Raw genomic sequence first — 20,406 nt, forward strand, 5'->3', positions numbered from 1 at the left:
CATCATCACCCTCTCTTCAGGTATGTTTGGGCTGCCAGGCCTCGTTCGACCCGGTCATGGCGCAGCGCTTCCTGCATGTCGTAGCCGTGGTACTCGGTCCGGTACTGCATCGGCGGGTTGTCGACGAGTTGCTGCAATCGGCCAGCGATCGAATCGAGTTGCTGCACCGGAATCCCTGCGTTGCCGCCACCGGCACGGAGCGCCGCGAGTTCGCGCATGTCGCGGTCGTAGCGGCGCTTGTCCTCCGCGGTTTGCACCCATTCGGTTTCACCGGACAGGTTCAGTGCGGCGACACCGTGTGGGACCGGGCCGCCGGCGTCACGCAGCACTGCGGGGATCCGCAGGGTCTTGATGAGCTCCTCCACCCAATCCGGGCTGCCAGGAGCTACCGGGCCCTGCTTTGCGATCTCCTCATCGGAGAACGACGGAGGAGCCACCGGTCCGACATCCCGCTTCTTCGTGGCCTCCTCGACTCCAAGCAGAATCGCCTGAGACAGCGCACCCTCACCCTGGAAGCCGAGAACCCCGAACGCGGATTCGACCTGCCCCTGCACCGCGGCCTTCGCCACGTTGCCGAACAGTTCCGCGATGCTCGAGGCGGACAGTCCGCTTTCCTCGCCGTCACCCTTCTTGCCCTCATCGAGCGCGTTGAGTGCACGCTGATATTCGCGGTCCGCCTTCGCCCGATCACGATCCGTGGAGCTCGGATCCGCGTACACCCGGTTGCGGTTGAGGCGTGCCTCTTCGACCGCGTCCTCGAGGTCAGCGATTTCCATCTGCTGGTCGGTCATCCGCCCCTGCAATGCAGGGGCTTCCGGTGCGATTGCCGCGTACTGCTCCTGCTGCTCCTCACGCAACGAGTTGATGGCGCGCTGCAACGCATCATCGGCTTCGTCCCGGTCGTACTGCGTTGCCTCGGGATCGGCGTATACCTCGTCGCGATCCCACTTGGCTTCGTCCACAGCCCGCTGCAGTTGCCGCATCCGCAGCTCGTCGTCCGTGTAACTGGTCGACAGCTCCGGCGCGTCCGGGATGACACCGCCACCGGTTTCGGCGATCCGCTTCTTCTCCTCGAGCTTCTGGACCTTCAGCTTGGCCTGCTCGACCTTGTTCGCAGCCTGATCCTTGTCCGCTTGGGACTTCTTCGGATCACCGTTGGCCTTGTCCAAGGCTTCCTGCGCCTGCAACACAGCGATGCGCGCCGAGTCCAGATCGAGCTCGTCCTCGGCGTCCCAGGTTTCGACGTTCCGAGCTGCACCACCGCCGTACGATCCGACGCTCGTGTCCGACCCGGGCGGGTTGAACGACGACGCCGGAAGATGCCACTTCAGCGGCAGGTTCGGATCACTCGCCCCCTGAGTGCCGCTGCCGAACACCACCCCCGACGACGAGGACTCGAACGGGACACCGGCGAGAGTGCCGGCCATGTGCGAGTACTGACCGCCACCGCCGCGCATCACGCCGATGTTCAGTGCTGACGACGGCCCCATGCCGGTTCGGAACCCGAGGGCGTTGAAGTCGCTCTCGGTGGTGAACCAGCGTGTGTTCGGATCGCGGCCAGTGAGCATGGCGTAGGCGGCCGAGGCGTAGCCCGAGCAGTCCCACGAGGGATTGCCGACGCCGCCGTACTGGTACGGCTGGCCGCTTTCTGAGGACAGGTAGTTGAGGGCGCGTCGTGTTGCGATGTCGTCCTCGACAGCGCCGCCGACTTCGAACTTGCCGATCTGACCCGACTGCAGTGCAGCCCGAAACCGGTACACGCCCTCCTGCCCGCCGAGTGCCTTGACGTCGTCGACGTCGAGCATGTGCTCGCCGGGCATCGCCGCGAGCAATACCGAGTCCTTGCCGGGAATTCCCCCGGTGACGGGTCCGCCCTCTGCGTACACCGGCAGCGGGCCCTGCACCGTGGGGCTACCGAAGTAGTCGCCGCGACGGTTCGCATCCCATTGGTTGTCGTAAGTGATACGCACCGTGCGGTCACGTGCAGCCTGATCGATCGCTGCATTGACGACCTGAGCATCCTTCAGCGCCTGCTGAATCAGCAGGATCACCTGGGGGTCAGCCATCGATTCGTCGATCTTCGCGAGCTCTGCGAGAGTGACGTCCCGGCCGGCGAGGAAGTCGTCGATAATCGCTCCCACCGCGGGGTCGACCGTGGTGGTGTCGATCTCTCGGAGAGAGTTGAGGACTTCCTCGTTGGTGACTCGGAATCCGGTGTCGTCCAGATTGACGTCCGGTCCGACATCCTTCAGGTCGAGGTCGTTAAGTCGGTTGTTGATCTCCTGCAGTGCCGTCAGTGCCAGTTCACTCTCGGCGGTGATGCGGATCTTGCCGGTCGTCTCGTCGAGGAGTTCGACCTTCAGGCCCGCATCCTCGAGTGCCTCCCGCGCCTGCTCGTCGTCGACGAACAGTTCCGCTGTCGCGGGCCCTTCGCCTTCGAAGTTCTGCAAGGCGAGCAGTGCCTCAGCGACTGCGACACGGGTCTCATCGGCGCCTCGCACCTCGAGCAGTGTCGAGACAATCTCCGGCGCCAGGCCTGCCTGGCGGGCGAACTCGACAATCTTCTCGATCGGAAGGTCATACTTCGCGGCGAGATTCTCGAGGACAGGCATCGCGTTCTCGAACATCGCGTTCGCGTCGTTGCCTGCTTGCGCCGATCGGATGAACTTGTCGCCCATCTCGTCGAGGGTTTCGAGTAGATCTCGCGCACCCTGCTGGGTGAGGTCGAGTTTGCCGTTCTCGTTGAGGAGCTCGTCTCCGAGCCCGCCGGCCGCTTCCGCAGCTTCGGTTGCCGACTCTGCAACGTCAGCGATCTCCTGCTCGTACGCCGCGAGGGTCTCCTGCCCCTCGCCGGGAATGCCGAGGAGTGACTGGATCGCGTCCTTGAGAGCAGACACCTGCTCATCAGCAGTCGACGAGGAATCCGCAAGAGTATCGATCGCTGTTGCGAACTGCAGAGTGTCCGCATCGGTGGTCGCGATGACGGCCTGCGTTGTTTCGAACTCTTCACGCAGAGGACGGAACTGGGCCAGCGCTGCAGCGCCGCCGTCACCTGCTTCCATGAGGCTGCGCTCGAACCGGGCCCACGCGCCGGATGAGCCATACACCGAGTCAGCGATTTCCTCGTTCGACATCTGCAACGAATCGAGTGCCGCCGCAGTCTCCTCGGAGGAAGCCGCAATCTTGTCCTGCTCGAGCTTGGCGTCAGCGAACCCACGACCGGTCTGGAACAGCTCATCCGACAGGATCTGCAGACCAGCGGCCGTCTTTGTCATCCAGTTCGGGCCGGTCTCAGCGAGCTGTTCCGTCTCCGAACGGATCCGGCCGATGTTCTCGACCGCGACACCCATGACGTCGTCCGTCAGCTCACCTTCGGACTCCATCAGAGCCTGGGTGAGTTTGCGCTGCGCGACCGCGGCGTTCTCGGCGGAACTCTCGAGGATCTCGTTCTGCTGATTCGCCTTCTGAATCTCGGACGCGATCGACGCGACAGCCATGCTGGCGGCAGCCAGACCGACCATCCATGGCCCACCGAACGCCGACACCACACCGCCTGCGGCGGACTTCAAGCCGGACATCGCACCAGCGGCCAGGCCGCCCACGTGTCCGCCGAAGGTGGCGACCGATGCGCCGGCGTTCCGAAGAACACCCGTAAGGCCACCGGTGGCCGAAGCGACGTCACGCTGGCGGGTCGCGAAATCCCCGGCACGCCTGGTGACGTTGCGGTACGAGTCCCCCATGCGGGCTATCGCCGGGGAGCGGGCTTCGAGCGTCGACCACGCGGCGACGACCTCGGAGATCTGCTCTTCGTTCTCCTCCAACATGCCGTTGATCTGGTCGAGACCACCTTCGAAGGTGCTCGCATCGATGTCCGGGTTGGCTTCCTCGAGCATGTTCTCGGCCAGAGCCTGACGGACTTCGTCCATCTGCTCGGCGAACCCCTCGAGTCCGGAGCGGGCGTTGTCGACCCAGCCGGCGATCTTGTCGTCGAAGCCCGTCGCCTTGATTGCGGCAAACCCGGCGACGACAGCCTGGATAGGCGCCGGCAGGTCCATGAATGCGCCCGCCAGATCGCCCACAAGGCTGGCGACTGGAGCGAGTGCCGATCCGACGTTGCCTGCGACATCGGCGACACTGGTCAGTCCGGACACAACCTTGGGGGTGGCGTCGCCGATGAAATCGCCGAACTTCGTGGCGAGACCTTCGAGGGGCCCGTCGACGAGGTCGTACAGCTCGAGGGCGAGACCTTCGGCAGAGTTCTGCACACCAGCGATCGCGCCGGGCAGACCCTGTGTCTTGGCTGCTGCGACGTCAGCGGCGGCGCCTTCGCGCTCGATGGCGGCCCGCATCTGGTCCCAGCCGAGGGTGCCCTGTTCGGCTGCCACACCGGCCAGACGCATTGCGTCCGACCCGAACAGAGTTGCGGTGGCGGCCTGGTACATCTCGGGGGTCATCGACGCGGACGCCGCCTGCAACTGACCGAATAGCTCACGGAAACCGACGAACTCGCCGGCCGCGTTGTAGACGGTCAACCCGAGTTCTTCGATCGCCCCCTGGGCGGGGTTCGACTGGTCGGTCAGCGCGAGCATGGCGGACTTGAGCAGGGTGCCTGCGTCCGAGCCCTGGATGCCGGCGTTGGCCAACATGCCAAGCCCGGCGACGGTGTCCTCGAGGGACACCCCGAACTGGTTGGCCACGGCGCCGGCCTGCTGCAGACCCGCGGCAACATCGGTGATCTCCGCCGACGAAGCGTTGGCGCCGTTGGCGAGAACGTCCGCGGCCTTGGCCGCGTAGTCAGCATCGAGACCGAACGCCTGCAGAGCCTGCGACTGGATCGTCGCGGCAGACGCCGCATCGATCTGTGCGGCCGCGGCAAGCTGCAGCGTGCCGCGCGCGGCGGACATAGACTGCTCGACCGAGAACCCACCCTTGGCGAGTTCCGTCATCGCAGCAGCCGCGTCCGTAGCGGAGGTGTCCGCGATCGTCGCGTCGTTGCCGAGACCCTTCGCAGCCTCACGGACAGCGTTCAACTGTTCCGCAGTCGCACCCGAAACGGCCTGCATCTCGTTGATGCTGTTCGTGAAGCTGTTGCCCAGGTCGAGAACAGCCTGGGCGGACGCGGACACACCGAGGGCGGCGCCGATGATGCCACCGACTTTGCCGGCGACACCAACGGCCTTCTTCATCCCCTTTTCGAGGTCGGCGGGGAAGTTTGAAACGTCAGCCCCAACCTCGATGTCAATTCTTCCGCCCGGAATTGTAATCACCCCATCCCTAATGCAGACGAGGCGACCAGGTCAGATTCGACCGTGCCTCTCGAGATACTCGATTGCGTTCCGAAGCAGTTGCGGACTGTCTTGAAACTGACCAATCCCCGCGTTGCACTTCATACAGAGAAGTTGACGGACCACACCAGTCTGATGGTCATGGTCGACAAAAAGCTTCCTGGTGGCACCACCGGAATGCTTCGATGTTTCCGGTTGCCCGCAGATGGCACACACACCATTCTGCTCAATCATCATGCGGTCGTATTCGCCGATTTCCATCCCGAACCGGGACCGTCTCATTCGGTCCTGGTGAGACTTCTTGTCGGACTCATACCGTTCTTTCCCCAACTGCTTATGACAATCGAAGCATTCGTTCCGCCTGAGTCCGGTTTCTTTGTTTCTTATCTTGAACTCGTCAAGATTCTTTGGAACTTTGCACACTCGACAAGTGCGCGTGCCATCAGGATTGTCGTATTGATGCCAGCGGCGGATCTGCGGTCCATCCGTCTTCCATCGCCGGTTTACTTCCCGCTGACATGAACGGCAAGTCCGGCGACTCGGAGAGCCATCCGGCTTGTCGTCTTTTCGGTAGTAGAAACCATCTCGCGGCAAAAATTCCTTGCATCGAATGCATTGGAAGCGGATAGATGTATCCTCGGACATGTCGAACCTCTCATCCAGGTTTGGCCACGCCCCGGGAGTGCTCCAACACTCGCCGGGGTCTCTTACTTCCTACCACTACTCACTGACGTTCAATTCACATGGAATGCAGAAACCCCGGAAGGCAATGCCTTACGGGGTTCTCGTGAATCGTGCGTTATTCAGTTGTTCCGGTGGTGTCCGGTCACTCTGCGCGTAGGTCCCGGTAGTAGCTGAACAGCGCCTGATAGGCTGGCCAGTCGCAGTTGTACGGGTGATCACGCTTGTCGCCGTTGGTCTCGCGGGCGAGAGCCTTCGCTGCGGCAACGCGTTCATCTTCGGTGGAGTCGGGATCTCTCCACATTGCGTGCGCCCACGACCGTTCGAGGGTTCCTGGGGTTTCCGCGGCGAACGCTTCGCAGTCGGCGGCCCGCTGTTCTGCTTCGCTCGGTTCGCTGCTGCACCCTGCTAGCAGGAGCAGGGCCGCACCAGCGGCGGCTACATATCCACGCATGACCTCGATCATCGCAGACTACGCACCCATCATCTGAGCGAACTCCCGAGCTGTCAGCTTCTTCTCCGCCTTCACCTGAACCTTCGGCAGCAATGCTTCCATGTACTGCTTTCGGCGGATCTCAGCCATGTCCTTCGGCCGCAACGCCACCGGGGCGATGATCGGATGCGGCGGTGGCTTCACATTCTTCCGTTCCTCCCGTGCCCGCTTCACCTCAGGATCATTCGGGTCGGTGGTCCACTGCGCGTACTCGGAATTGAGCCAGTAGTCGTCCCGGTCGAGGAGCATCGCCAAGTTCTCCGAATCCCGAACAGCTTGGGCTTCGTACTCGGCAGCCGCGGCGATCAGTCGTTCGCAGTCTCGCCAGTCGTGGCTGCGGAGGACTTCTCGGAGGTCCCGGTGGAACCATCGTCCAACGCTTGTGAGAGCACCGCGCCAGCCATCCTCGCGGCAGAGGGAGGCGAGAGCGGCACGATTTCCCCCTCGGACAACCCGGAAAGTGAGATCACCTTGTTGAGCAGATCAGCGGTGATCTTCGTATTGAGCTTGGCGCCCATCACGGCATCCCACAGTGCCCGCCCGGCACCGTCGGTGATGACGTCGAGGGCGTCGATCAGTTCGTTGTTGGACATGTGGGCGTAGAACTTCACGGCTTCTTCGCCGGTGAAGTTGCGTCGCACGTCCGCGTCGACCCCGAACAGGGTGATCGGCTGCGGTTCGCCGCCGTCCTGGGCGAGGACGTCGAGGACGTTGAACCGTTCCACCGCCGGCTCCGGCTGGGTGGCCGGAGCCTGGCGGGGAGTGGTCTTCTTCTGGGTGCCGGGCATGATGGTGAGCTCCTCCTAGGGGGCGAGCGGGTTGAAGTCGGTCAGCGGAACGATCTCCGACAGGGCGAGCAGCTCGAACTCGAAACCGTCGAGGGTTTCGCCGCCGAACACGCGCGGGGGCGGCGTCGACAGGGTGACGCGTTCGCAGTAGAAGCCGGCGTTGCCGGTGTCGTCCGACAGGCGGAACAGGGCGGCGAACTCTTCGTCGTCACCCGGTTCCCACTTGAACACGCCCGAACCGGTGCTGGTCTCGGTGATCGAGCCGCCCTGCAGCGCGGTCAGCACGGTCGCCTTCGAGTAGTCGACGGCGCGGAACGTGACGCGTTCCTCGAGGACGCTCTTGATGTGCTTGTACGGTGCCCGTCGACGATTCCACACCGGCAGCGTGGTGACGTTCTGCGTCGGGTTGACGTTGAAGCCCGCCTCGACACCACCGTAGGCGTCCCACGTGACACCAGGCGAGGTGCCGGTGACCGGGGCGGGGGCGAACGGATCGGTGGGGAGAGCGGTGCCCGCCGGCGCGCGGAAGATGTCGCCGTCGAGCCACACGTAGGCCTTGCTGGGATCCGCGTAAGTGCTCACGGATATACCTCCTGGGATCGGCTCACGCCGGACGTGAGCAGTGAAAGGGTGTCCCGTCCCGGTTATGCCCGGCTGGACCCCGGGACGGGACGTGTGAGAGACGCACCCACTGATGAGGGGTGTGTCAGTGCCGCACTGCGGCGATTGAAGAGGCGACGATCAGGTGCGATTGACTTTCATCGCGAACTCGATCTGGCATGTCGCCCCATACAGCGGGAAGTCCACTCCGCGGGTCTTGTCGACCGGCAACACGGACGGGCCGTTGACCCAATGTCCCGTCCACGCACAGTTGCGGAACGGCACGTTGCGGGCCCGGGACAGCAGGTCGCGGGCGATGCTGGTGATGTCCCATGCGAGCTCTTCCGGATCCACCGTGCCGCCGAGCACCTCGAGCTTCGGAACCTTCGTGGTGATCCGCACCAATGGCTTGTTCACCACCGGATCAGGTCCGGCGTTGGTGCTCGCCGTGATAAGCACGAACGGTTCGGTGATCTCGTCCGGGTAGTCCCGGCTCGACACATTCCGCGGCAGGACCAGGTCGAGGAACTCGGGCTGCGACAGCAGATAGTCGCGGGCCGCGGCCGGCGGGAACGGCACAGCCATCTACCGGCCTCCCCTCGGTTGCCATCCTCGGTACTTCCCGTACGGGCGAGCCGATTCGGTCAACGCCGCGAACGCAGGAGTGTCCTCGGTGCCGTACTCGATGTACATCGAGTCCTCGTCCTCGGCGACCACAAACACACGATCGCCTTGAGTTTCGAAGTCGATGCTGCCGCGGAACGCACCGGAGTACACCGGGGCCGCACTCTTCGCGCGATCCACGATCTCCCCCGCGGCCTCGACACGACCGTCGAAGGAATGCTCGAGGGCTTCCCGCCGTGCCTGGTCCCGGTACACCGTGACCCGTGCGCGGGACGCCACGGTCAGCTCTTGACTTCGGTCTTCGTCGACTCGGACGAGGACTTCGAGGCGGGCCGGGACTTCTTGTTCGTCAGGTGATCCTGGTAGGCCTTCGAGTCCTCTGCCGCCCACCGAGTGTTGCCCTCGGTGTCGGTGTACTCGACGACGCCGTCCTTCTTCTTGTCGGTCATGACTACTCCTTCATGTCGGATACGCACCGCACGTTCGCGGCAATGTAGGCGGGTTTGCGTGACCCCCGAGCGGGTTTACGGGGTCGCGGCTGACCCTCCACCTGGTAGATGACGTTGTTCTCGTCTCGGAACCGGTCACGCCTGCCCGGCATCACGGGGATGCCCGGGTCGAGGAGCAGCACATAGGACGACACGACATGGCCGGGATCGAATTCAGTGTTGCCGGCGTCAACCGAAGCGGCCGACAACTGCCGCTGCTGCAGCAACCCAGTCCACTCGATTTCAGTGGGCGGTGCCGGGATCCGATTCCCCGTGGATTCATCCACTACCGTGCTCGGAGTGTCGACAATCAGGACCCACTTCTCTGGAAGTCGGCGCATCACGCGATCCTGATCGAGAACGAGCCGCCCTGGTCGACGTCCGCTGCCGGCGCCAGATCAGCGAGCTCGGAGTCAGTGAAGTACACCAACTCCGAATTCGGATCCGCGTACGTGGTTTGGACTTCCGGGAACTGCTCCGAGCGCACCCGCAACCCGACCCGGTGCGCATCGAACGCCCGGCACACCACGGTGACGAGGATTCCGCGCACTAGTCCGGGTCGCAGGTCGCCATCCGCGAGACGCTGATCGATGTCCCCGACAGCTCTGCGCATCGACGGTGAACGGAGCTTCTCCGACACCAACTCGATGATCGACTCGACCTGTCCGAGTTCAGACTCGGCCAGGGTCTCCCCCAGCCGAGTCTCAACGTCACTCGCTTCGACCAGAATCGGCAGCGGTGCCGTCACTCTTGCTCCCAGCGGTCTTGCGGGACGAGGCGCGGGGTGCTTCCTCGGTCGACTTGATCAGGCCGTCCTCGACGAGCCGATCGATGTCTTCCTTCGACACGTCCGAGGGGACGACCGTGCCGTGGTAGAGGTACTTCAGCTTGCCGTCAGCGCCGTTCACCCCGACGAGGGGTGCGGTAACGATGTGGCTCATGGAATGTCCTCTCAGGCCGTCGCGCCGGTGATCTTGACAGCGGCACCGGGCTCGCTGACGTAGGGGACGAAGACGCGGCGGGCACGAACCTTCCACTGGTCGTTGTCCTCGTCGCGGATCGTCTTGGTCTGGATCGTCTGACCCTCGTAACCGCCACCGAGGTCCTCGTCGGCGATGCCACCGAGAGCGTTGGTGTCGATGACCCAGGCGCCCGCCGCCGGCAGATTCGGGGTCGGCAGGATCGTCAAACCAGCAATGACCGGGAAGTCACCGGTGTAGATCGTGTTCGAGGTGTCCTCGCGAGCACGCGCGGTCTGGATCGCCGGATCCGAGGCGAGGTACGCCCAGGTGACGTCGTCGACGACGAGAACGTTCGGGTCGTAGCCCTTGTTCAGGCCGATGATCGTCGCCTTCGCGAGCATAATGTCGCGGAGGATCTTCGTAGACGTCGACCACGCACCGTCGGTGACCGCCTGGGTCTGGGTGACCTGCGAGGCGATGAGCGACAGGGCGATCGAGTCGCAGTTCTTCACCGCGGTGTTCACCAGGCGGGTGAGGGCCTTCTCGACCGCTCCGAAGTTCGAGCGCTTGATCTTCTCGTCGGTGATCGGCACGTCCTGGCCCCACTTGTTGACCTTCACGGCCTGCGGGACGCTGTCGGCGAGTCCGGTCTGCGGGTACTCACCGCCGGGCGAGATCATCTCGACGGGACGCTCGGTGTACAGCGGGTCGTCCTGCTCGAAGACGATCGCGCCACCCTCGACGGGGGTGCGAGCGGTGAGCAGCACGTCCGAGATGAAACGCTGAGCGGCGATTTCGGTTGCGCGACGCGACACCAGCGTGGGAGATGCCAGAAACCGGTTGACGGTCTGAACATCCCCGGAGAACGTAGGCGGCGCCGGGGGGTAAGTGATGGCCATGTGGCCCCTCCTTCAGGAGATCCGGAGCCTGACGACTCCAGGAATGAATGGGGTGGGTCAGCGAAGAACGACGCGGACCTTGCCGCCGGAAGCGGCCGCCACAGCGACGCCGACAACCTGCGAGTAGTCGGTGCCAGCACCGATCGCGGCGACCGCACCATTGGCAGCCGAGATGACGTTGGCGCCGGCGGCGATCGCACCGGACGCGGTCAGCTCGTGCTCGCCAACCGCGTGGATGGTCACCTTGTCCCCGGCCACAGCGTCGAATGCTGCGATGCCGAGCCACGCTGCCGACGCACCCGAAGTCGGGGCGACGGTGCCGTTTCCGGACACGGCGACGAGCTGGCCGCCGGTGATGGTTGCGGATGCCTGGGAGACGAGTGCCGCCCCCGGCTTCCGGATGGGAACGTATTCGGCCATGTCAGGGCCTCACTTTCTGGGGGATCCGTAGATCTGCTCGTACAGAAGGTCTTCTTCCGTTTGCGGGACACCGCCTTGCGGGCCGGCATTCGGAAGTGGTGCAGGAACGCGAGGCGCGTTCGGATCGACTGCCGGAACGAGGGTCGGCCGGAGCGTCTCCCAGTCCGCGGCGAGTTCCTCATCGGTGCTGCCACGAAGTCGTTCGACCCACGCAGCCGGTACACCGTTCGTTGCGGCGAAACGCCAACGTGCCGCTTCAGCAGCCCGCTGCTCGGCCGCAGCCTGTGCAGCCTGCTGGGCTTCCTGCGCGGCCTGCGCCGCCTGCTGTGCACGCTCGAGGTCACTCAGCTGCGCTGCGTTGATCTCGTCGAGCTGCCGCTGCAAATCTGCGACCTGACGATCTGCTTCGGCGCGAGCGTCGCGCTCCGCCTGCAGGGCTCGCAGGCCCGGTTCACCGAGGGGTGCCTCCGGGGCTGGAGGGGTCGTTGCAGCATTGGGTGCGGGCGGCGTCGCGCCGGCCGGATCGCTCCCAGGATTGGGCACTGCACCGAGACCTTCGTTACTTGCACTCATGGTTGGGGTTCCTCCATCGCGGGGGTGGACCCGGTCCGGCGTCGCACCGGTCGGGAGTTGTCGTCGGCTACGTGAGGTAGCCGTACAGCTTGAGTAGTCGCAGAGCGTCGTCGCGACCTTCTGCGATTTCGAGAAGCGCCTCCGGCATCAATCGGGGCGCTTTGGCTTGGAAGTAGCGGCGTCCGTTGCGGACGTCGGTTTGGCGCCGGGCGTACCCGGCCTGGCTCATGGCGCGATACGCCGCGCCGCGACGTGTCACACCCTCAGTGGTGGTTGCCAGCCGTTGCCCGTACACCTCGGTTCGGGTCAACCGGCCCTTCGGGATCCAACCGGCGACGTTGAGGCTGTCCGTCGACATGTCGCGGCGTGCATTGACCACCTGGGACACGTCGGCGCCCAGGCGGATTGCTTCCGCACCGGACTTCGTGAACAACGTGTCCTGCTGTTCCGTCGACAGGCTGTTGAAGTACTCGTTCGGATCCGTACGCAGATCGTCGGCGTCATTCTCACGAGCCGGAATGTGGCGGCAATCGCATCCGGGATGGCGAGGGAATCCTCGGTTGTAGCGGTAGAACTTCCCCGCCAGCACCGCGCATCGCGCGCACGATGGTGGGTTGAGCATGCGCACGTACCCCACGCCCGGGCGGGCCGCGATAGACAATGCCGTCGAGGCCCTGGCCGCGTCCGCCACCTGCGTCTGCACACGTTGAATCAGCGCCGTCAGCCCCGACTCCCACGCCTGAGCCACACCGAGCCCCTTCGCGACACGACCCTTCGCAGTGATGACCGCGCCGTACATCAGCGAGTCCAACTCACGTCCGTCCGACGCGACACCGACCAAACCCTCAGGCACCGTCTCGGCGTCGGCCGCCACCGGTGTGCCGAGCTCGTCCAGCACATCCGCGACGTAATCGTCCGCAGTCTCGACCGCCCGACGCTGCGCGACGAGCACCAACTCGATGAGAGAGTCGATGTTGCGGTCGAACCACCGATCGAAATCTGCCGGCGGCCGAGAACCCCACAGGTCCACCGCGATCGCCAACGCCTCTATGGTCAGGGCCTGTTGATCGCGGTAGTACGCCACCGACGCGTCAGGAACCATCGCCCGGTCCCGGGCGTGCGAAGCGGGCGATGGCAGCCGACGCCGAGGTCTCCTCGAGCATCTTCCTCATCTGCGCCCGCTGCGTCGCCGAGTATCCGAGGTCGATCCAGGTCTGTTCGAGCGGAACGATTCCGGACTCGTACTTCTTGACCGCAGCATCCGCCTTCTGGGCGACAGTCGGCGTCGCCGGATCCCGCCACACCGTCTCGATCTGGTAGTCGCGGTCCTCGAGGTCAGGGCTCTTGCGCAGGTACATCAGGTTGATGCGCTGCACTTCCTCCCACGCTCCACCGAGGAACGTGTGCTTGCGCTCGACGCGCTTGACCAATTGTGTCTCCGAGGACCGGATCGCATCCGCCGAGGTCGGATTGTCACCGACGAACCCCATGTAATGAGGAGGCAGGGCCGCGATCTGCGAGGTCAGCTGAGCGAGCAACTTGATCGTGTTGTGGAACACCACGAGGTCGGCTTCGTCGAACTGTCCGACCTTGATGTTCGGATCCTCGTTCGCCCACAGACGTGACTTGAGCTTCGACCACGTCGACAACGGATTACCGTTCTTGTCGACGAAGTCGGACTGTTTCAACCCGAACGCCCACCGGCGCGGCATCGCGTGGTATTCACCCGACACCATCATGTCCGTGGCCATCTTGTTCGCCGCGTCCGCCAGCGGGATGATATCGATGAACTCGGTGGTTCCGTCCGGTCGCAGGATTCGTGGACGGTTCACCAGGGGCACTACCGGGACGACCCCGAAGTTGTGCTTGTCCGAGAACTCGCCCGTGACCCACTTGCCGTCCTTCTTCACGAACTCGGCGGTCTCCGCTGGCGTGAACACCATGACGTGTTCGACGTCGTCGGCGTCCTTCCACTTCTTGATCGCCGACGACACCTTCCGGGTCGCCGGATCTCGACGCGCCCACACCTGGAACGGAGACTCCACGGTGTTCCGCGGAGGCTTGTCGGCTTCCTTGTTGGCGCTGATCAACACATACGAACGAGACAAGGCAATCGAATCGAGATGACCCTGCTGAGACTGTTCGTCCATGTCGTTGTACTGCCAACCGGCCCACAACGTCTCGTCCTCGTTGTCGGAGTCCGCGTACCGGAATCCCTCGACGTCGAGACGGGACTCGTACGCGTCCGCCACGAGGCGTGCCCAGTTGAGCACCAGGTCAGCGACTGTGTCGCCGATTTCCTCCCGCATCGCATCCGACATGTACTTCAAGGGCTGCTCGCCCTCGAGATAGTTGTCGTACTTCGTCAGCTTCTCGACGTCAGCGGCGAGACCCTTCTCCAGAATCGGGATGAGGTCGACAGCATCAGGCATCTGCTACATCACCCCATCTCACATCACGATCATTCGGCTACTGACTGGATCAGCCCATCCGGCCTCGCGGGCATCCGCCGCGGCCTCATGAGCAAGGATCGATGCCATCGCAGCGTCGATCTTCTGGTGGTCGGCAGGCTTGCCGAGGATGTACTTCTGCCCCGGCTTCGCTACCTTCCGGGCATTCGCGATGTGCACGGCCGTGATCGGGCACCCGTCTTGGGTGGTGCGCCCTGACACCAGGTCCGTTTCGAATCGGCGGATCGCATGGAACATCCGGTCCACTTTGTTCGTGGGCCACTCGAACACCCGAGAATCCCCGTATTCCAACGCCCAGTCCCCGATCTCCGAATACCAGTCCTGCGGGTCGAAATAGAACCGCGAGACCTTCCAGGTCGCGAAGATCTCGCTGACCGCCGCATGGACTTCACCGCGGGGAATCTGTCCGCCCCATTCGGCCGGATTCCAGATCGTCGGACGCTGATCAGGCCCGTACCGGGGGGTGAACTGAAAACCGTCGCGTGTCTCGCAACGAATCGCCGTGAAGTCGTTGTTCTCCGACCCGTCACCACCGACCGCGATCGGCGTCCCCCGTTCAGGATTGGGCAGCCAGAGCCTCTCCATAGCGCTCCTCCCACAACCCCTGACGCAGCCACGAACCCTGGCCGTACACGAGGCGGTTTCCGAAGAATCGCTCTGCCTGCGCCGGATCCGTCTCGAGCAGCTCCGCGGCCTCCGCTTCGATCGAGTCCAGATCCACCCACCACGAGCCCTCATAGACGTAGGTGTGGATCTTGCGGCGCTCGCGCTTGTTCCGATACGACAGTCCCGCCGGCGGTTTCCGATAGAACTTGAAGATGTCCGTCGACCGGGACTCGTACGTCATCTGCGCCGTCGAGTTCTCCGATGGATCCCAACAGTTCGTGGTCTCCATCGTCCGACCGCCCATACCGGCAGCACCGCGGCGCTGCGTCTGAGCGACATTCACCATCTTGTTCGACTTCGTGTACAGACCCGTCTCGTCCTGCAACACGAAACTCACCGGATTACCCAGGCGTGAGTTCGCCGATGCCGTCACCACATCGATACGGTCGAAGTCGTCGCCTTCCGTCTCCCCCGCGATGCGGATGAACCCTTCACGCGGATACATCAGATCCGCGAGCGGCCCGAGCTTGATCATCGCCGTCAGTGGCCGGTACACGTTCGCGACCTGATCCTCCGACGTTGCTGTCAGCTGGATGATCGGCGACGGATGCCGAATCCCCATCGGCTCACCCGGCAGGTACTCGTACTCCCAGCCGCAGCCGCAGCCATGGTCCGAGCAGGCGTAACCATCGCCCTTGCCGGCCCAGCCGCCGAAGATGCACGGACCCACAGCTTCGTACGCAACCATGCTCGCCGACCACGGTCCCTTGCCGGTCTTCTGCGGTGCCACGATCTGCGAGCGACGGTAGGTGAACGCCTGATTCAACAAAGGCTGCTCGGGTCGCCACTCCGCCTCTTCACGGACCCGGTAATGGTTCGCGGTGCACCAGAACTGCCAGTCGGCGAGCTCGAATGCCCGTCCACGTTGAAAACCGTCCGGGACACGGCAATGCTGCTTCATCCAGCCGTCAGCGAGATCCCCGAGGGTCGGGAAGTCGACGACGAACCCGTCAGTTAGCTCCACCAGGCACCGCCCGGAGGCGACGCTTCGGCGTCGACAATTCCGTCGCTTCCTGCTTCGAAGTCTTCGTGGCCTTCACTGCGGCAACCTCATCCGCGGCGATCTGCCAACCGTTCTCCTTCAGCCCGGCCGGCGTCATACCGATCTGGTCGGCGAACCGGTGCAGCACCGACGCATCCGCGGCACTGGCCTCACCGGACTCTGCGCGCACCTTCCAACGAACCCACATCGCGATGGTCTCCCACCGCCACGGCTCCTTGATCCACTGCGCCGCCTGCGGATACGTCCATGCCTTCTTCCACACGGCCCGCTCACGAGTCGAGCCCTTCGGGAACGGCCACTCCGGCGCCTTCCCCGAGTAGCCCTCACTCGGCAGCGTCACGAACGACACTCCTCGTCGGTCGCTGCGACCGGAGCGAGGATCAGCCTGCGGGCCTGAGCGGTTTCGGGAACCTCCACGCGTCATGTCGATCACTCCTTCGGTGGCATCGCGCCACGTCAGACGTGCCGTCGGCATCGCGCCGGCGGCGGGGATGTTCGGAACCTTTGAACCCTCCGCACCTTTTTCTCACCTCATCCGCGGTCGGGGAGGTTGGTTGCGTGGGGGTCTCCCCCCACCCCTGTTCGGCGTTGCCGGTGCGAACGAGTTTGCATCGTCGCAGGTCAGGGGCTTGTGCGGTTGCGGCGGCCGGCGGTGGCGCGGTTGCAGGAGGCGTGTTCGGGGCCGGTGTATCGGGTGCGGTCGTGGTCGTCGTGCCCGAGGTCCCATGGTTGGTCGGGGTGGATGGGTCGGCCGCATCTGGCGCAGGTGACCCCACCTGCTTGGATGAGTGGTTGCCATTGCCGGCGGGCTGTTTGGTGGGGGCTGCCGTATCCGCGTTGGGTGGTGGTGCCTCGTGCTTGTTCGGCTTCTTGCCTGTGCTGGGCGCATCGGGTTTCGGGTTGGATGCGTGGGCATCCGGGGGTGGCGCAGACGCGGTTGCGTGTGCGGGGCATGGTTCAGTCGTCCGTGATGTGACGGCGCACGATGAGCGATGCGAACTCGACGAGTCCGAGTTGCTTGGATAACGAGACGCTGTCGTCGCGCACGGTGAGGTATACGGCTTCGACCTGGTCGCCATCGTCGTCCCAGAACGTTCGGCCTGCGATCACCAGGTAGTCGGTGAGTACGCCTTCGTTGTCGTCGTGGTAGGCGGCTTGGTGGTTCTCGATGGCGGCGGTGAGGGCGTCGTCGGCGGCTATCTGTTCGGGGGTGCGGGGCATGGTCGTCCTCTTCTCTTGGGGTGGTTGGTGGCCCCGCGCTGTCACCACCCTTGGATCAGCGCGGGGCCTCGGCCACCCGAGCGCCTATGGCTGCTGCGAGGGTGGACGACTTGCGGTGAATACGACGCCTTCGTGATCGATGTGGTCACCTTTGTGGCCTTCGACGAGGGAGCAGTGTTGCATCTCGTCGTCTGACCAGGTGTCGCATTCAGGTTCAGAGCAATCATGCGTATATCGGTGCTCTTCACAGAAGTAAAGTCCGCAGCCTGGCTCATCGTCGTCTTTGTGTCCTGCAGGGTGTTCTCCGCAGATGCATCCGAGTCCCCGGTTGATGGTCTCGGTACATCCCGGTTCGTCGCACTGCGCTTCGACGTTGTAGCCCGCTTCGCGACCGTCGGGGAGGACGTAATATCCGTAACCCATCGCTGCCTCTATTCGTCTCGTGTGTCCAGGTATTGCAGGAGGACGCGTTCGATCTCTGCTTCAAGGACTTGGATTTGCTCGGTGTCGTTGTTGAAATGTGCGACTCGGAGCCTGGATGTGAGGTCCATGAAGCGGTTGCGGTATTCGGTGATGCTCATCGTGTGAGCCTGATGCCGAAGTAGGTGAGGGTGGTGAGGAGTGTGTGGATCCAGGGTCGGAGCATCATCGGGTGTCCCCTCTCGACGACGAAAGCCGAGGGACCTTGTCGGTCACACTCGGCTTCGCCGGAAGTATATCAAACGGGGTGACGCACTTTGGATCAGGCGGGTCTTGCGTGTTGTCGCATGAGGTGGATGGCGTCGGTCAGCGAGTAGCAGCCGGCTTCGTCGGGGATTAGTCGTTTGCGTTTGATCCAGGAGTCGAGGGTTTGCCTGTGTAGTTCGGCTCCTGTGCGGGCTTTGATGGCGATTCGGAGTTCTTTCTTGGTGAGTGGGACTTGGTCGAGGAGTTCGACATCATGCTTCTCGCCGTGCTTGTCGCGTGGTCGGTCGGTGGCTCGACGGGCTTGGCGGATGGCGTGTTGGATTTCGTCGAGTGATTCTTCGGCGCCTTCGGTCAATGCCAACGCGATGATGTGTTGTTTGAGCCAGCGTCCGAGTGTGAGTGTGTCGTTTCCTGGTCTGGGGTAGTTGCGTTGTTCGCAGACGTGGTTGGTCCAGGCGGTGAGTGTGTGGTGGAGGAGGTCTGCGGCTTCCATGGCGTGGAGGCCGATGGGGATGGGTTGTTCGTCGGATCCGTTGCGGGTGCGGGGGCCGCCGCCGCTAATCCGGTCTTGGCGCGAAATCGCGATGGTGAGGTCTTCGATGAGGTCGGGGATTTGGTCGAGGAGTTCGATGAGCTTGTCCTGGTCGTGGCGTGGGAGGTAGTAGCCGTCCCGGTCGGTCATGGTCGGTCCTCGTCGTCGATGTTGGCGTCGGTGAGTGCGAGGTTGTCGGCTTCGTCGATGAGTCGGCAGTCGCGCCAGTCACCGTTCGCAAGGTGCATGCCGTGGATGGCGTCGCGGCGGTCGACGTAGGCTTCGCCGCTGTCGGAGATCACTTCATGGTTGCTGGCGCGTCGTCGCCACCGCCATCCGTCCGCGGCTTGGTAGAGCTCGAGGGTGTGGGTCATGACTGCTCCTCGGGGACGTAGATGGCTGTGAGCGGCCCCCACTCTTCGAGTGCCTCTGCTGCGTAGTGGATGCCGAATCTGTCGGATACGAGCCCGTCTCCGTAGATGACGATGCAGGCGCCTGCGTTCTTCGGTCGTACGCCTTCCTGGATGAGCACCGATCCGGGCGGTAGTGCGTTGAGTTCTTCGGCGGTGGTGATGGTGCGGGGCTTGCGGTATCCGACGTTGAGGACGGCATCGGCGATACCACGCGACACTCCCCCGTCAATATCAACGTCGGGAAGTTCGGGAGCGATGATGCGGGTGAGTTCTTCGCGTTCGGTCATGACGCCTCCTTGCGGATTTCGAGGTATGCCTGGACTGCTTCGCGACCCAGCTCGGAGAAGTCGAACTCGCCGGGGTTGATCTCGACGCCGATGAGGTCTCCGAGTAGCTGGTACGCGCCGCTGATAGCGCAGGCAACGTCCATGTAGCTGGGGACCCACTGTGGCGGCGCGGGTAGTCCGAGCCATGCGCGTTGCTGGTCGTAGGTCATGGTGTGCCAGGGGTCGCCCCAGGTGTGTCCGCAGGCGCATTTGTGGCCGCCGGGGTGGTGTGCGAGGGCGGTGCACAGGCAGGTGTGTGCGTTGCCGGGGAGTTTGTTCGGGCAGTAGGTGTTCACCACAACGCCTCCTGCGTTGGTTCGTGTACGTATTCGCGGCCGTCAAGGGTCGCGGCGATCGCATCGGGGAGGAACCGACACACGCGCTCTTTCTCTGCGCGTTCGAGTTCCTGCACATGTGCCTTCGGGAGGTGGAATCGGAGTGTCGTGTCATGGACGCTCGGTGGGCGTTCATCGATGCAGAACCACGGCACGGTGAATCCGGTGTAGCGACTCAGCGCCTCGGTCTGCTCCCAGGTGGGGTATTTGATTCCGAGTTCCCAGTGGTCGACGTCCGGCTCGCGAGCGCCGCACGCGATGTCCACCTCTGGCCCATCGGCTTCGATCGCGTTGAGTGCTAAGGTGATGCGCCACGGGATGAGCTTGCCTGCCCGCCAGAGTCGGAGTCCCTCTTCGAGGTCGCGCTTCTGTCGCGCCTCGTCTTGGTTTCGTTTGATGGCGAGTTCGCGAAGTCGTTTCTGCCGCTCGACTGGGTCGAGTCGCTCCCCGGCTTTACCCCACTTCCTCGCCGTCATGTCCGGTCCCCGATGATGCGTTCGAGAGCTGTGGCGGTGTCGGCGTACGGCAGCGCGTCGTACGGGTGGCCGGCGCTGCGGATCTCGTTCGCCATCTGTCGCTGCCAGCGGGCGTGGTCCCGCACCCGGCGGATGATCGCCCGCAGCTCGTTGTTCTCGTGCACCATCCCCGCGAGCGCGCACTCGGCTTCCTCGAGCCTCGTGCGGGTGCGCTCCCACTCGTGCTGCGGATCAGCACCAGGGTCACCCCAGCCGCCCACCTCGGCGGCGGTCACGAGATGTCTCCGCGCCGGCGGCGCGCCCGGTACAGGACCAGGCACGCCGCGACGAACAGGAACCGGCCCAGGATCAGCCCGGCGAGGACGGTGAACGGCAGGGCCGCAGCGAACACGACCTTCTCGATGGTGGTCATCAGTCGCCCCTCTGCTCAAAGAGGGTGCACGCGGGCCACCAGGCGCGCATG

Annotated in this window: 29 protein-coding genes; all 29 read right to left on the reverse strand. The window is 64.0% G+C overall.

The window, feature by feature from the left end:
- Positions 1-5 precede the first annotated feature (5 nt).
- The 29 genes from K3M35_RS05075 to K3M35_RS05215 all read right to left on the reverse strand — a co-directional run bounded on the left by K3M35_RS05075 (position 6) and on the right by K3M35_RS05215 (position 20,355).
- Positions 6-5,186 carry a phage tail tape measure protein gene (locus K3M35_RS05075; RefSeq protein ID WP_220666069.1) on the reverse strand — a complete coding sequence of 1,727 codons (5,181 nt, stop codon included), beginning with the start codon at positions 5,184-5,186 and terminating at the stop codon, positions 6-8.
- 111 nt (positions 5,187-5,297) lie between these two features.
- On the reverse strand, positions 5,298-5,930 hold the full coding sequence (locus K3M35_RS26845) for an endonuclease VII domain-containing protein (RefSeq protein ID WP_220666070.1): 633 nt from the start codon (positions 5,928-5,930) through the stop codon (positions 5,298-5,300).
- A gap of 181 nt (positions 5,931-6,111) precedes the next feature.
- Positions 6,112-6,420, reverse strand: a complete 309-nt coding sequence (locus tag K3M35_RS05085) for a hypothetical protein (protein ID WP_220666071.1) — start codon at positions 6,418-6,420, stop codon at positions 6,112-6,114.
- Positions 6,421-6,438: 18 nt separating this feature from the next.
- Positions 6,439-6,708 carry a hypothetical protein gene (locus K3M35_RS05090; RefSeq protein ID WP_220666072.1) on the reverse strand — a complete coding sequence of 90 codons (270 nt, stop codon included), beginning with the start codon at positions 6,706-6,708 and terminating at the stop codon, positions 6,439-6,441.
- A 56-nt stretch (positions 6,709-6,764) separates the two neighbouring features.
- Entirely contained in the window at positions 6,765-7,247 is a 483-nt protein-coding gene (locus K3M35_RS05095; protein WP_220666073.1) for a hypothetical protein, read from the reverse strand.
- A gap of 15 nt (positions 7,248-7,262) precedes the next feature.
- Positions 7,263-7,829, reverse strand: coding sequence for a hypothetical protein (locus K3M35_RS05100; protein WP_220666074.1), 567 nt, complete (start codon positions 7,827-7,829; stop codon positions 7,263-7,265).
- A gap of 159 nt (positions 7,830-7,988) precedes the next feature.
- Positions 7,989-8,432, reverse strand: a complete 444-nt coding sequence (locus K3M35_RS05105) for a hypothetical protein (RefSeq protein WP_220666075.1) — start codon at positions 8,430-8,432, stop codon at positions 7,989-7,991.
- Positions 8,433-8,750, reverse strand: a complete 318-nt coding sequence (locus K3M35_RS05110; RefSeq protein ID WP_220666076.1) for an HK97 gp10 family phage protein — start codon at positions 8,748-8,750, stop codon at positions 8,433-8,435. It abuts the gene before it with no gap.
- Between the two features lie 2 nt (positions 8,751-8,752).
- The gene (locus K3M35_RS05115) at positions 8,753-8,920 is read right to left on the reverse strand and encodes a hypothetical protein (RefSeq protein ID WP_220666077.1); all 168 of its coding nucleotides are present in this window, start codon (positions 8,918-8,920) and stop codon (positions 8,753-8,755) included.
- 2 nt (positions 8,921-8,922) lie between these two features.
- Positions 8,923-9,300, reverse strand: coding sequence for a hypothetical protein (locus tag K3M35_RS05120; protein ID WP_220666150.1), 378 nt, complete (start codon positions 9,298-9,300; stop codon positions 8,923-8,925).
- Positions 9,300-9,707 carry a hypothetical protein gene (locus K3M35_RS05125; RefSeq protein ID WP_220666078.1) on the reverse strand — a complete coding sequence of 136 codons (408 nt, stop codon included), beginning with the start codon at positions 9,705-9,707 and terminating at the stop codon, positions 9,300-9,302. The genes K3M35_RS05120 and K3M35_RS05125 overlap by 1 nt, the downstream gene beginning before the upstream one ends.
- Positions 9,670-9,900, reverse strand: a complete 231-nt coding sequence (locus K3M35_RS05130; protein ID WP_220666079.1) for a hypothetical protein — start codon at positions 9,898-9,900, stop codon at positions 9,670-9,672. The genes K3M35_RS05125 and K3M35_RS05130 overlap by 38 nt, the downstream gene beginning before the upstream one ends.
- A gap of 11 nt (positions 9,901-9,911) precedes the next feature.
- Entirely contained in the window at positions 9,912-10,820 is a 909-nt protein-coding gene (locus K3M35_RS05135) for a hypothetical protein (RefSeq protein ID WP_220666080.1), read from the reverse strand.
- Positions 10,821-10,877: 57 nt separating this feature from the next.
- Positions 10,878-11,240, reverse strand: coding sequence for a capsid cement protein (locus tag K3M35_RS05140; protein WP_220666081.1), 363 nt, complete (start codon positions 11,238-11,240; stop codon positions 10,878-10,880).
- A 9-nt stretch (positions 11,241-11,249) separates the two neighbouring features.
- Complete coding sequence (locus tag K3M35_RS05145; RefSeq protein ID WP_220666082.1) at positions 11,250-11,813, reverse strand: hypothetical protein; 564 nt, start codon at positions 11,811-11,813, stop codon at positions 11,250-11,252.
- A 67-nt stretch (positions 11,814-11,880) separates the two neighbouring features.
- Positions 11,881-12,765, reverse strand: a complete 885-nt coding sequence (locus K3M35_RS05150) for a hypothetical protein (RefSeq protein ID WP_308257056.1) — start codon at positions 12,763-12,765, stop codon at positions 11,881-11,883.
- Between the two features lie 139 nt (positions 12,766-12,904).
- Positions 12,905-14,245, reverse strand: a complete 1,341-nt coding sequence (locus tag K3M35_RS05155; protein ID WP_220666084.1) for a phage portal protein — start codon at positions 14,243-14,245, stop codon at positions 12,905-12,907.
- Between the two features lie 18 nt (positions 14,246-14,263).
- On the reverse strand, positions 14,264-14,869 hold the full coding sequence (locus K3M35_RS05160; protein ID WP_220666085.1) for a terminase: 606 nt from the start codon (positions 14,867-14,869) through the stop codon (positions 14,264-14,266).
- A complete protein-coding gene (locus K3M35_RS05165) occupies positions 14,841-15,914 on the reverse strand; it encodes a terminase (RefSeq protein ID WP_220666086.1) in 1,074 nt (357 codons plus the stop codon). Before K3M35_RS05165 ends, K3M35_RS05160 begins: the two co-directional genes overlap by 29 nt.
- Complete coding sequence (locus tag K3M35_RS05170) at positions 15,901-16,293, reverse strand: hypothetical protein (RefSeq protein WP_308257057.1); 393 nt, start codon at positions 16,291-16,293, stop codon at positions 15,901-15,903. Before K3M35_RS05170 ends, K3M35_RS05165 begins: the two co-directional genes overlap by 14 nt.
- A gap of 617 nt (positions 16,294-16,910) precedes the next feature.
- Positions 16,911-17,174: a hypothetical protein gene (locus K3M35_RS05175; RefSeq protein WP_220666088.1), complete on the reverse strand. Its 264-nt coding sequence runs from the start codon at positions 17,172-17,174 to the stop codon at positions 16,911-16,913.
- A gap of 431 nt (positions 17,175-17,605) precedes the next feature.
- Complete coding sequence (locus K3M35_RS05180; protein WP_220666089.1) at positions 17,606-17,755, reverse strand: hypothetical protein; 150 nt, start codon at positions 17,753-17,755, stop codon at positions 17,606-17,608.
- 161 nt (positions 17,756-17,916) lie between these two features.
- On the reverse strand, positions 17,917-18,543 hold the full coding sequence (locus tag K3M35_RS05185) for a hypothetical protein (protein WP_220666090.1): 627 nt from the start codon (positions 18,541-18,543) through the stop codon (positions 17,917-17,919).
- Complete coding sequence (locus tag K3M35_RS05190) at positions 18,540-18,767, reverse strand: DUF1508 domain-containing protein (RefSeq protein ID WP_220666091.1); 228 nt, start codon at positions 18,765-18,767, stop codon at positions 18,540-18,542. Before K3M35_RS05190 ends, K3M35_RS05185 begins: the two co-directional genes overlap by 4 nt.
- On the reverse strand, positions 18,764-19,093 hold the full coding sequence (locus K3M35_RS05195) for a hypothetical protein (protein ID WP_220666092.1): 330 nt from the start codon (positions 19,091-19,093) through the stop codon (positions 18,764-18,766). The genes K3M35_RS05190 and K3M35_RS05195 overlap by 4 nt, the downstream gene beginning before the upstream one ends.
- Positions 19,090-19,431: a hypothetical protein gene (locus K3M35_RS05200; protein ID WP_220666093.1), complete on the reverse strand. Its 342-nt coding sequence runs from the start codon at positions 19,429-19,431 to the stop codon at positions 19,090-19,092. Before K3M35_RS05200 ends, K3M35_RS05195 begins: the two co-directional genes overlap by 4 nt.
- Complete coding sequence (locus tag K3M35_RS05205) at positions 19,425-19,943, reverse strand: hypothetical protein (RefSeq protein ID WP_220666094.1); 519 nt, start codon at positions 19,941-19,943, stop codon at positions 19,425-19,427. The genes K3M35_RS05200 and K3M35_RS05205 overlap by 7 nt, the downstream gene beginning before the upstream one ends.
- On the reverse strand, positions 19,940-20,218 hold the full coding sequence (locus K3M35_RS05210; protein WP_220666095.1) for a hypothetical protein: 279 nt from the start codon (positions 20,216-20,218) through the stop codon (positions 19,940-19,942). The genes K3M35_RS05205 and K3M35_RS05210 overlap by 4 nt, the downstream gene beginning before the upstream one ends.
- Entirely contained in the window at positions 20,215-20,355 is a 141-nt protein-coding gene (locus K3M35_RS05215; protein ID WP_220666096.1) for a hypothetical protein, read from the reverse strand. Before K3M35_RS05215 ends, K3M35_RS05210 begins: the two co-directional genes overlap by 4 nt.
- Positions 20,356-20,406 lie beyond the last annotated feature (51 nt).

Source organism: Rhodococcus sp. DMU2021 (genome assembly GCF_019641445.1).
GTDB lineage: Bacteria > Actinomycetota > Actinomycetes > Mycobacteriales > Mycobacteriaceae > Rhodococcus > Rhodococcus pyridinivorans.

Coding starts and splice junctions, on each gene's coding strand:
- K3M35_RS05075 (WP_220666069.1), bottom strand. CDS start 5,186: ATGAAGAAGGCCGTTGGTGTCGCCGGCAAAGTCGGTGGCATCATCGGC.
- K3M35_RS26845 (WP_220666070.1), bottom strand. CDS start 5,930: ATGTCCGAGGATACATCTATCCGCTTCCAATGCATTCGATGCAAGGAA.
- K3M35_RS05085 (WP_220666071.1), bottom strand. CDS start 6,420: ATGCGTGGATATGTAGCCGCCGCTGGTGCGGCCCTGCTCCTGCTAGCA.
- K3M35_RS05090 (WP_220666072.1), bottom strand. CDS start 6,708: ATGCTCCTCGACCGGGACGACTACTGGCTCAATTCCGAGTACGCGCAG.
- K3M35_RS05095 (WP_220666073.1), bottom strand. CDS start 7,247: ATGCCCGGCACCCAGAAGAAGACCACTCCCCGCCAGGCTCCGGCCACC.
- K3M35_RS05105 (WP_220666075.1), bottom strand. CDS start 8,432: ATGGCTGTGCCGTTCCCGCCGGCCGCGGCCCGCGACTATCTGCTGTCG.
- K3M35_RS05115 (WP_220666077.1), bottom strand. CDS start 8,920: ATGACCGACAAGAAGAAGGACGGCGTCGTCGAGTACACCGACACCGAG.
- K3M35_RS05120 (WP_220666150.1), bottom strand. CDS start 9,300: ATGCGCCGACTTCCAGAGAAGTGGGTCCTGATTGTCGACACTCCGAGC.
- K3M35_RS05130 (WP_220666079.1), bottom strand. CDS start 9,900: ATGAGCCACATCGTTACCGCACCCCTCGTCGGGGTGAACGGCGCTGAC.
- K3M35_RS05135 (WP_220666080.1), bottom strand. CDS start 10,820: ATGGCCATCACTTACCCCCCGGCGCCGCCTACGTTCTCCGGGGATGTT.
- K3M35_RS05140 (WP_220666081.1), bottom strand. CDS start 11,240: ATGGCCGAATACGTTCCCATCCGGAAGCCGGGGGCGGCACTCGTCTCC.
- K3M35_RS05145 (WP_220666082.1), bottom strand. CDS start 11,813: ATGAGTGCAAGTAACGAAGGTCTCGGTGCAGTGCCCAATCCTGGGAGC.
- K3M35_RS05155 (WP_220666084.1), bottom strand. CDS start 14,245: ATGCCTGATGCTGTCGACCTCATCCCGATTCTGGAGAAGGGTCTCGCC.
- K3M35_RS05160 (WP_220666085.1), bottom strand. CDS start 14,869: ATGGAGAGGCTCTGGCTGCCCAATCCTGAACGGGGGACGCCGATCGCG.
- K3M35_RS05175 (WP_220666088.1), bottom strand. CDS start 17,174: ATGCCCCGCACCCCCGAACAGATAGCCGCCGACGACGCCCTCACCGCC.
- K3M35_RS05180 (WP_220666089.1), bottom strand. CDS start 17,755: ATGAGCATCACCGAATACCGCAACCGCTTCATGGACCTCACATCCAGG.
- K3M35_RS05185 (WP_220666090.1), bottom strand. CDS start 18,543: ATGACCGACCGGGACGGCTACTACCTCCCACGCCACGACCAGGACAAG.
- K3M35_RS05190 (WP_220666091.1), bottom strand. CDS start 18,767: ATGACCCACACCCTCGAGCTCTACCAAGCCGCGGACGGATGGCGGTGG.
- K3M35_RS05195 (WP_220666092.1), bottom strand. CDS start 19,093: ATGACCGAACGCGAAGAACTCACCCGCATCATCGCTCCCGAACTTCCC.
- K3M35_RS05205 (WP_220666094.1), bottom strand. CDS start 19,943: ATGACGGCGAGGAAGTGGGGTAAAGCCGGGGAGCGACTCGACCCAGTC.
- K3M35_RS05215 (WP_220666096.1), bottom strand. CDS start 20,355: ATGACCACCATCGAGAAGGTCGTGTTCGCTGCGGCCCTGCCGTTCACC.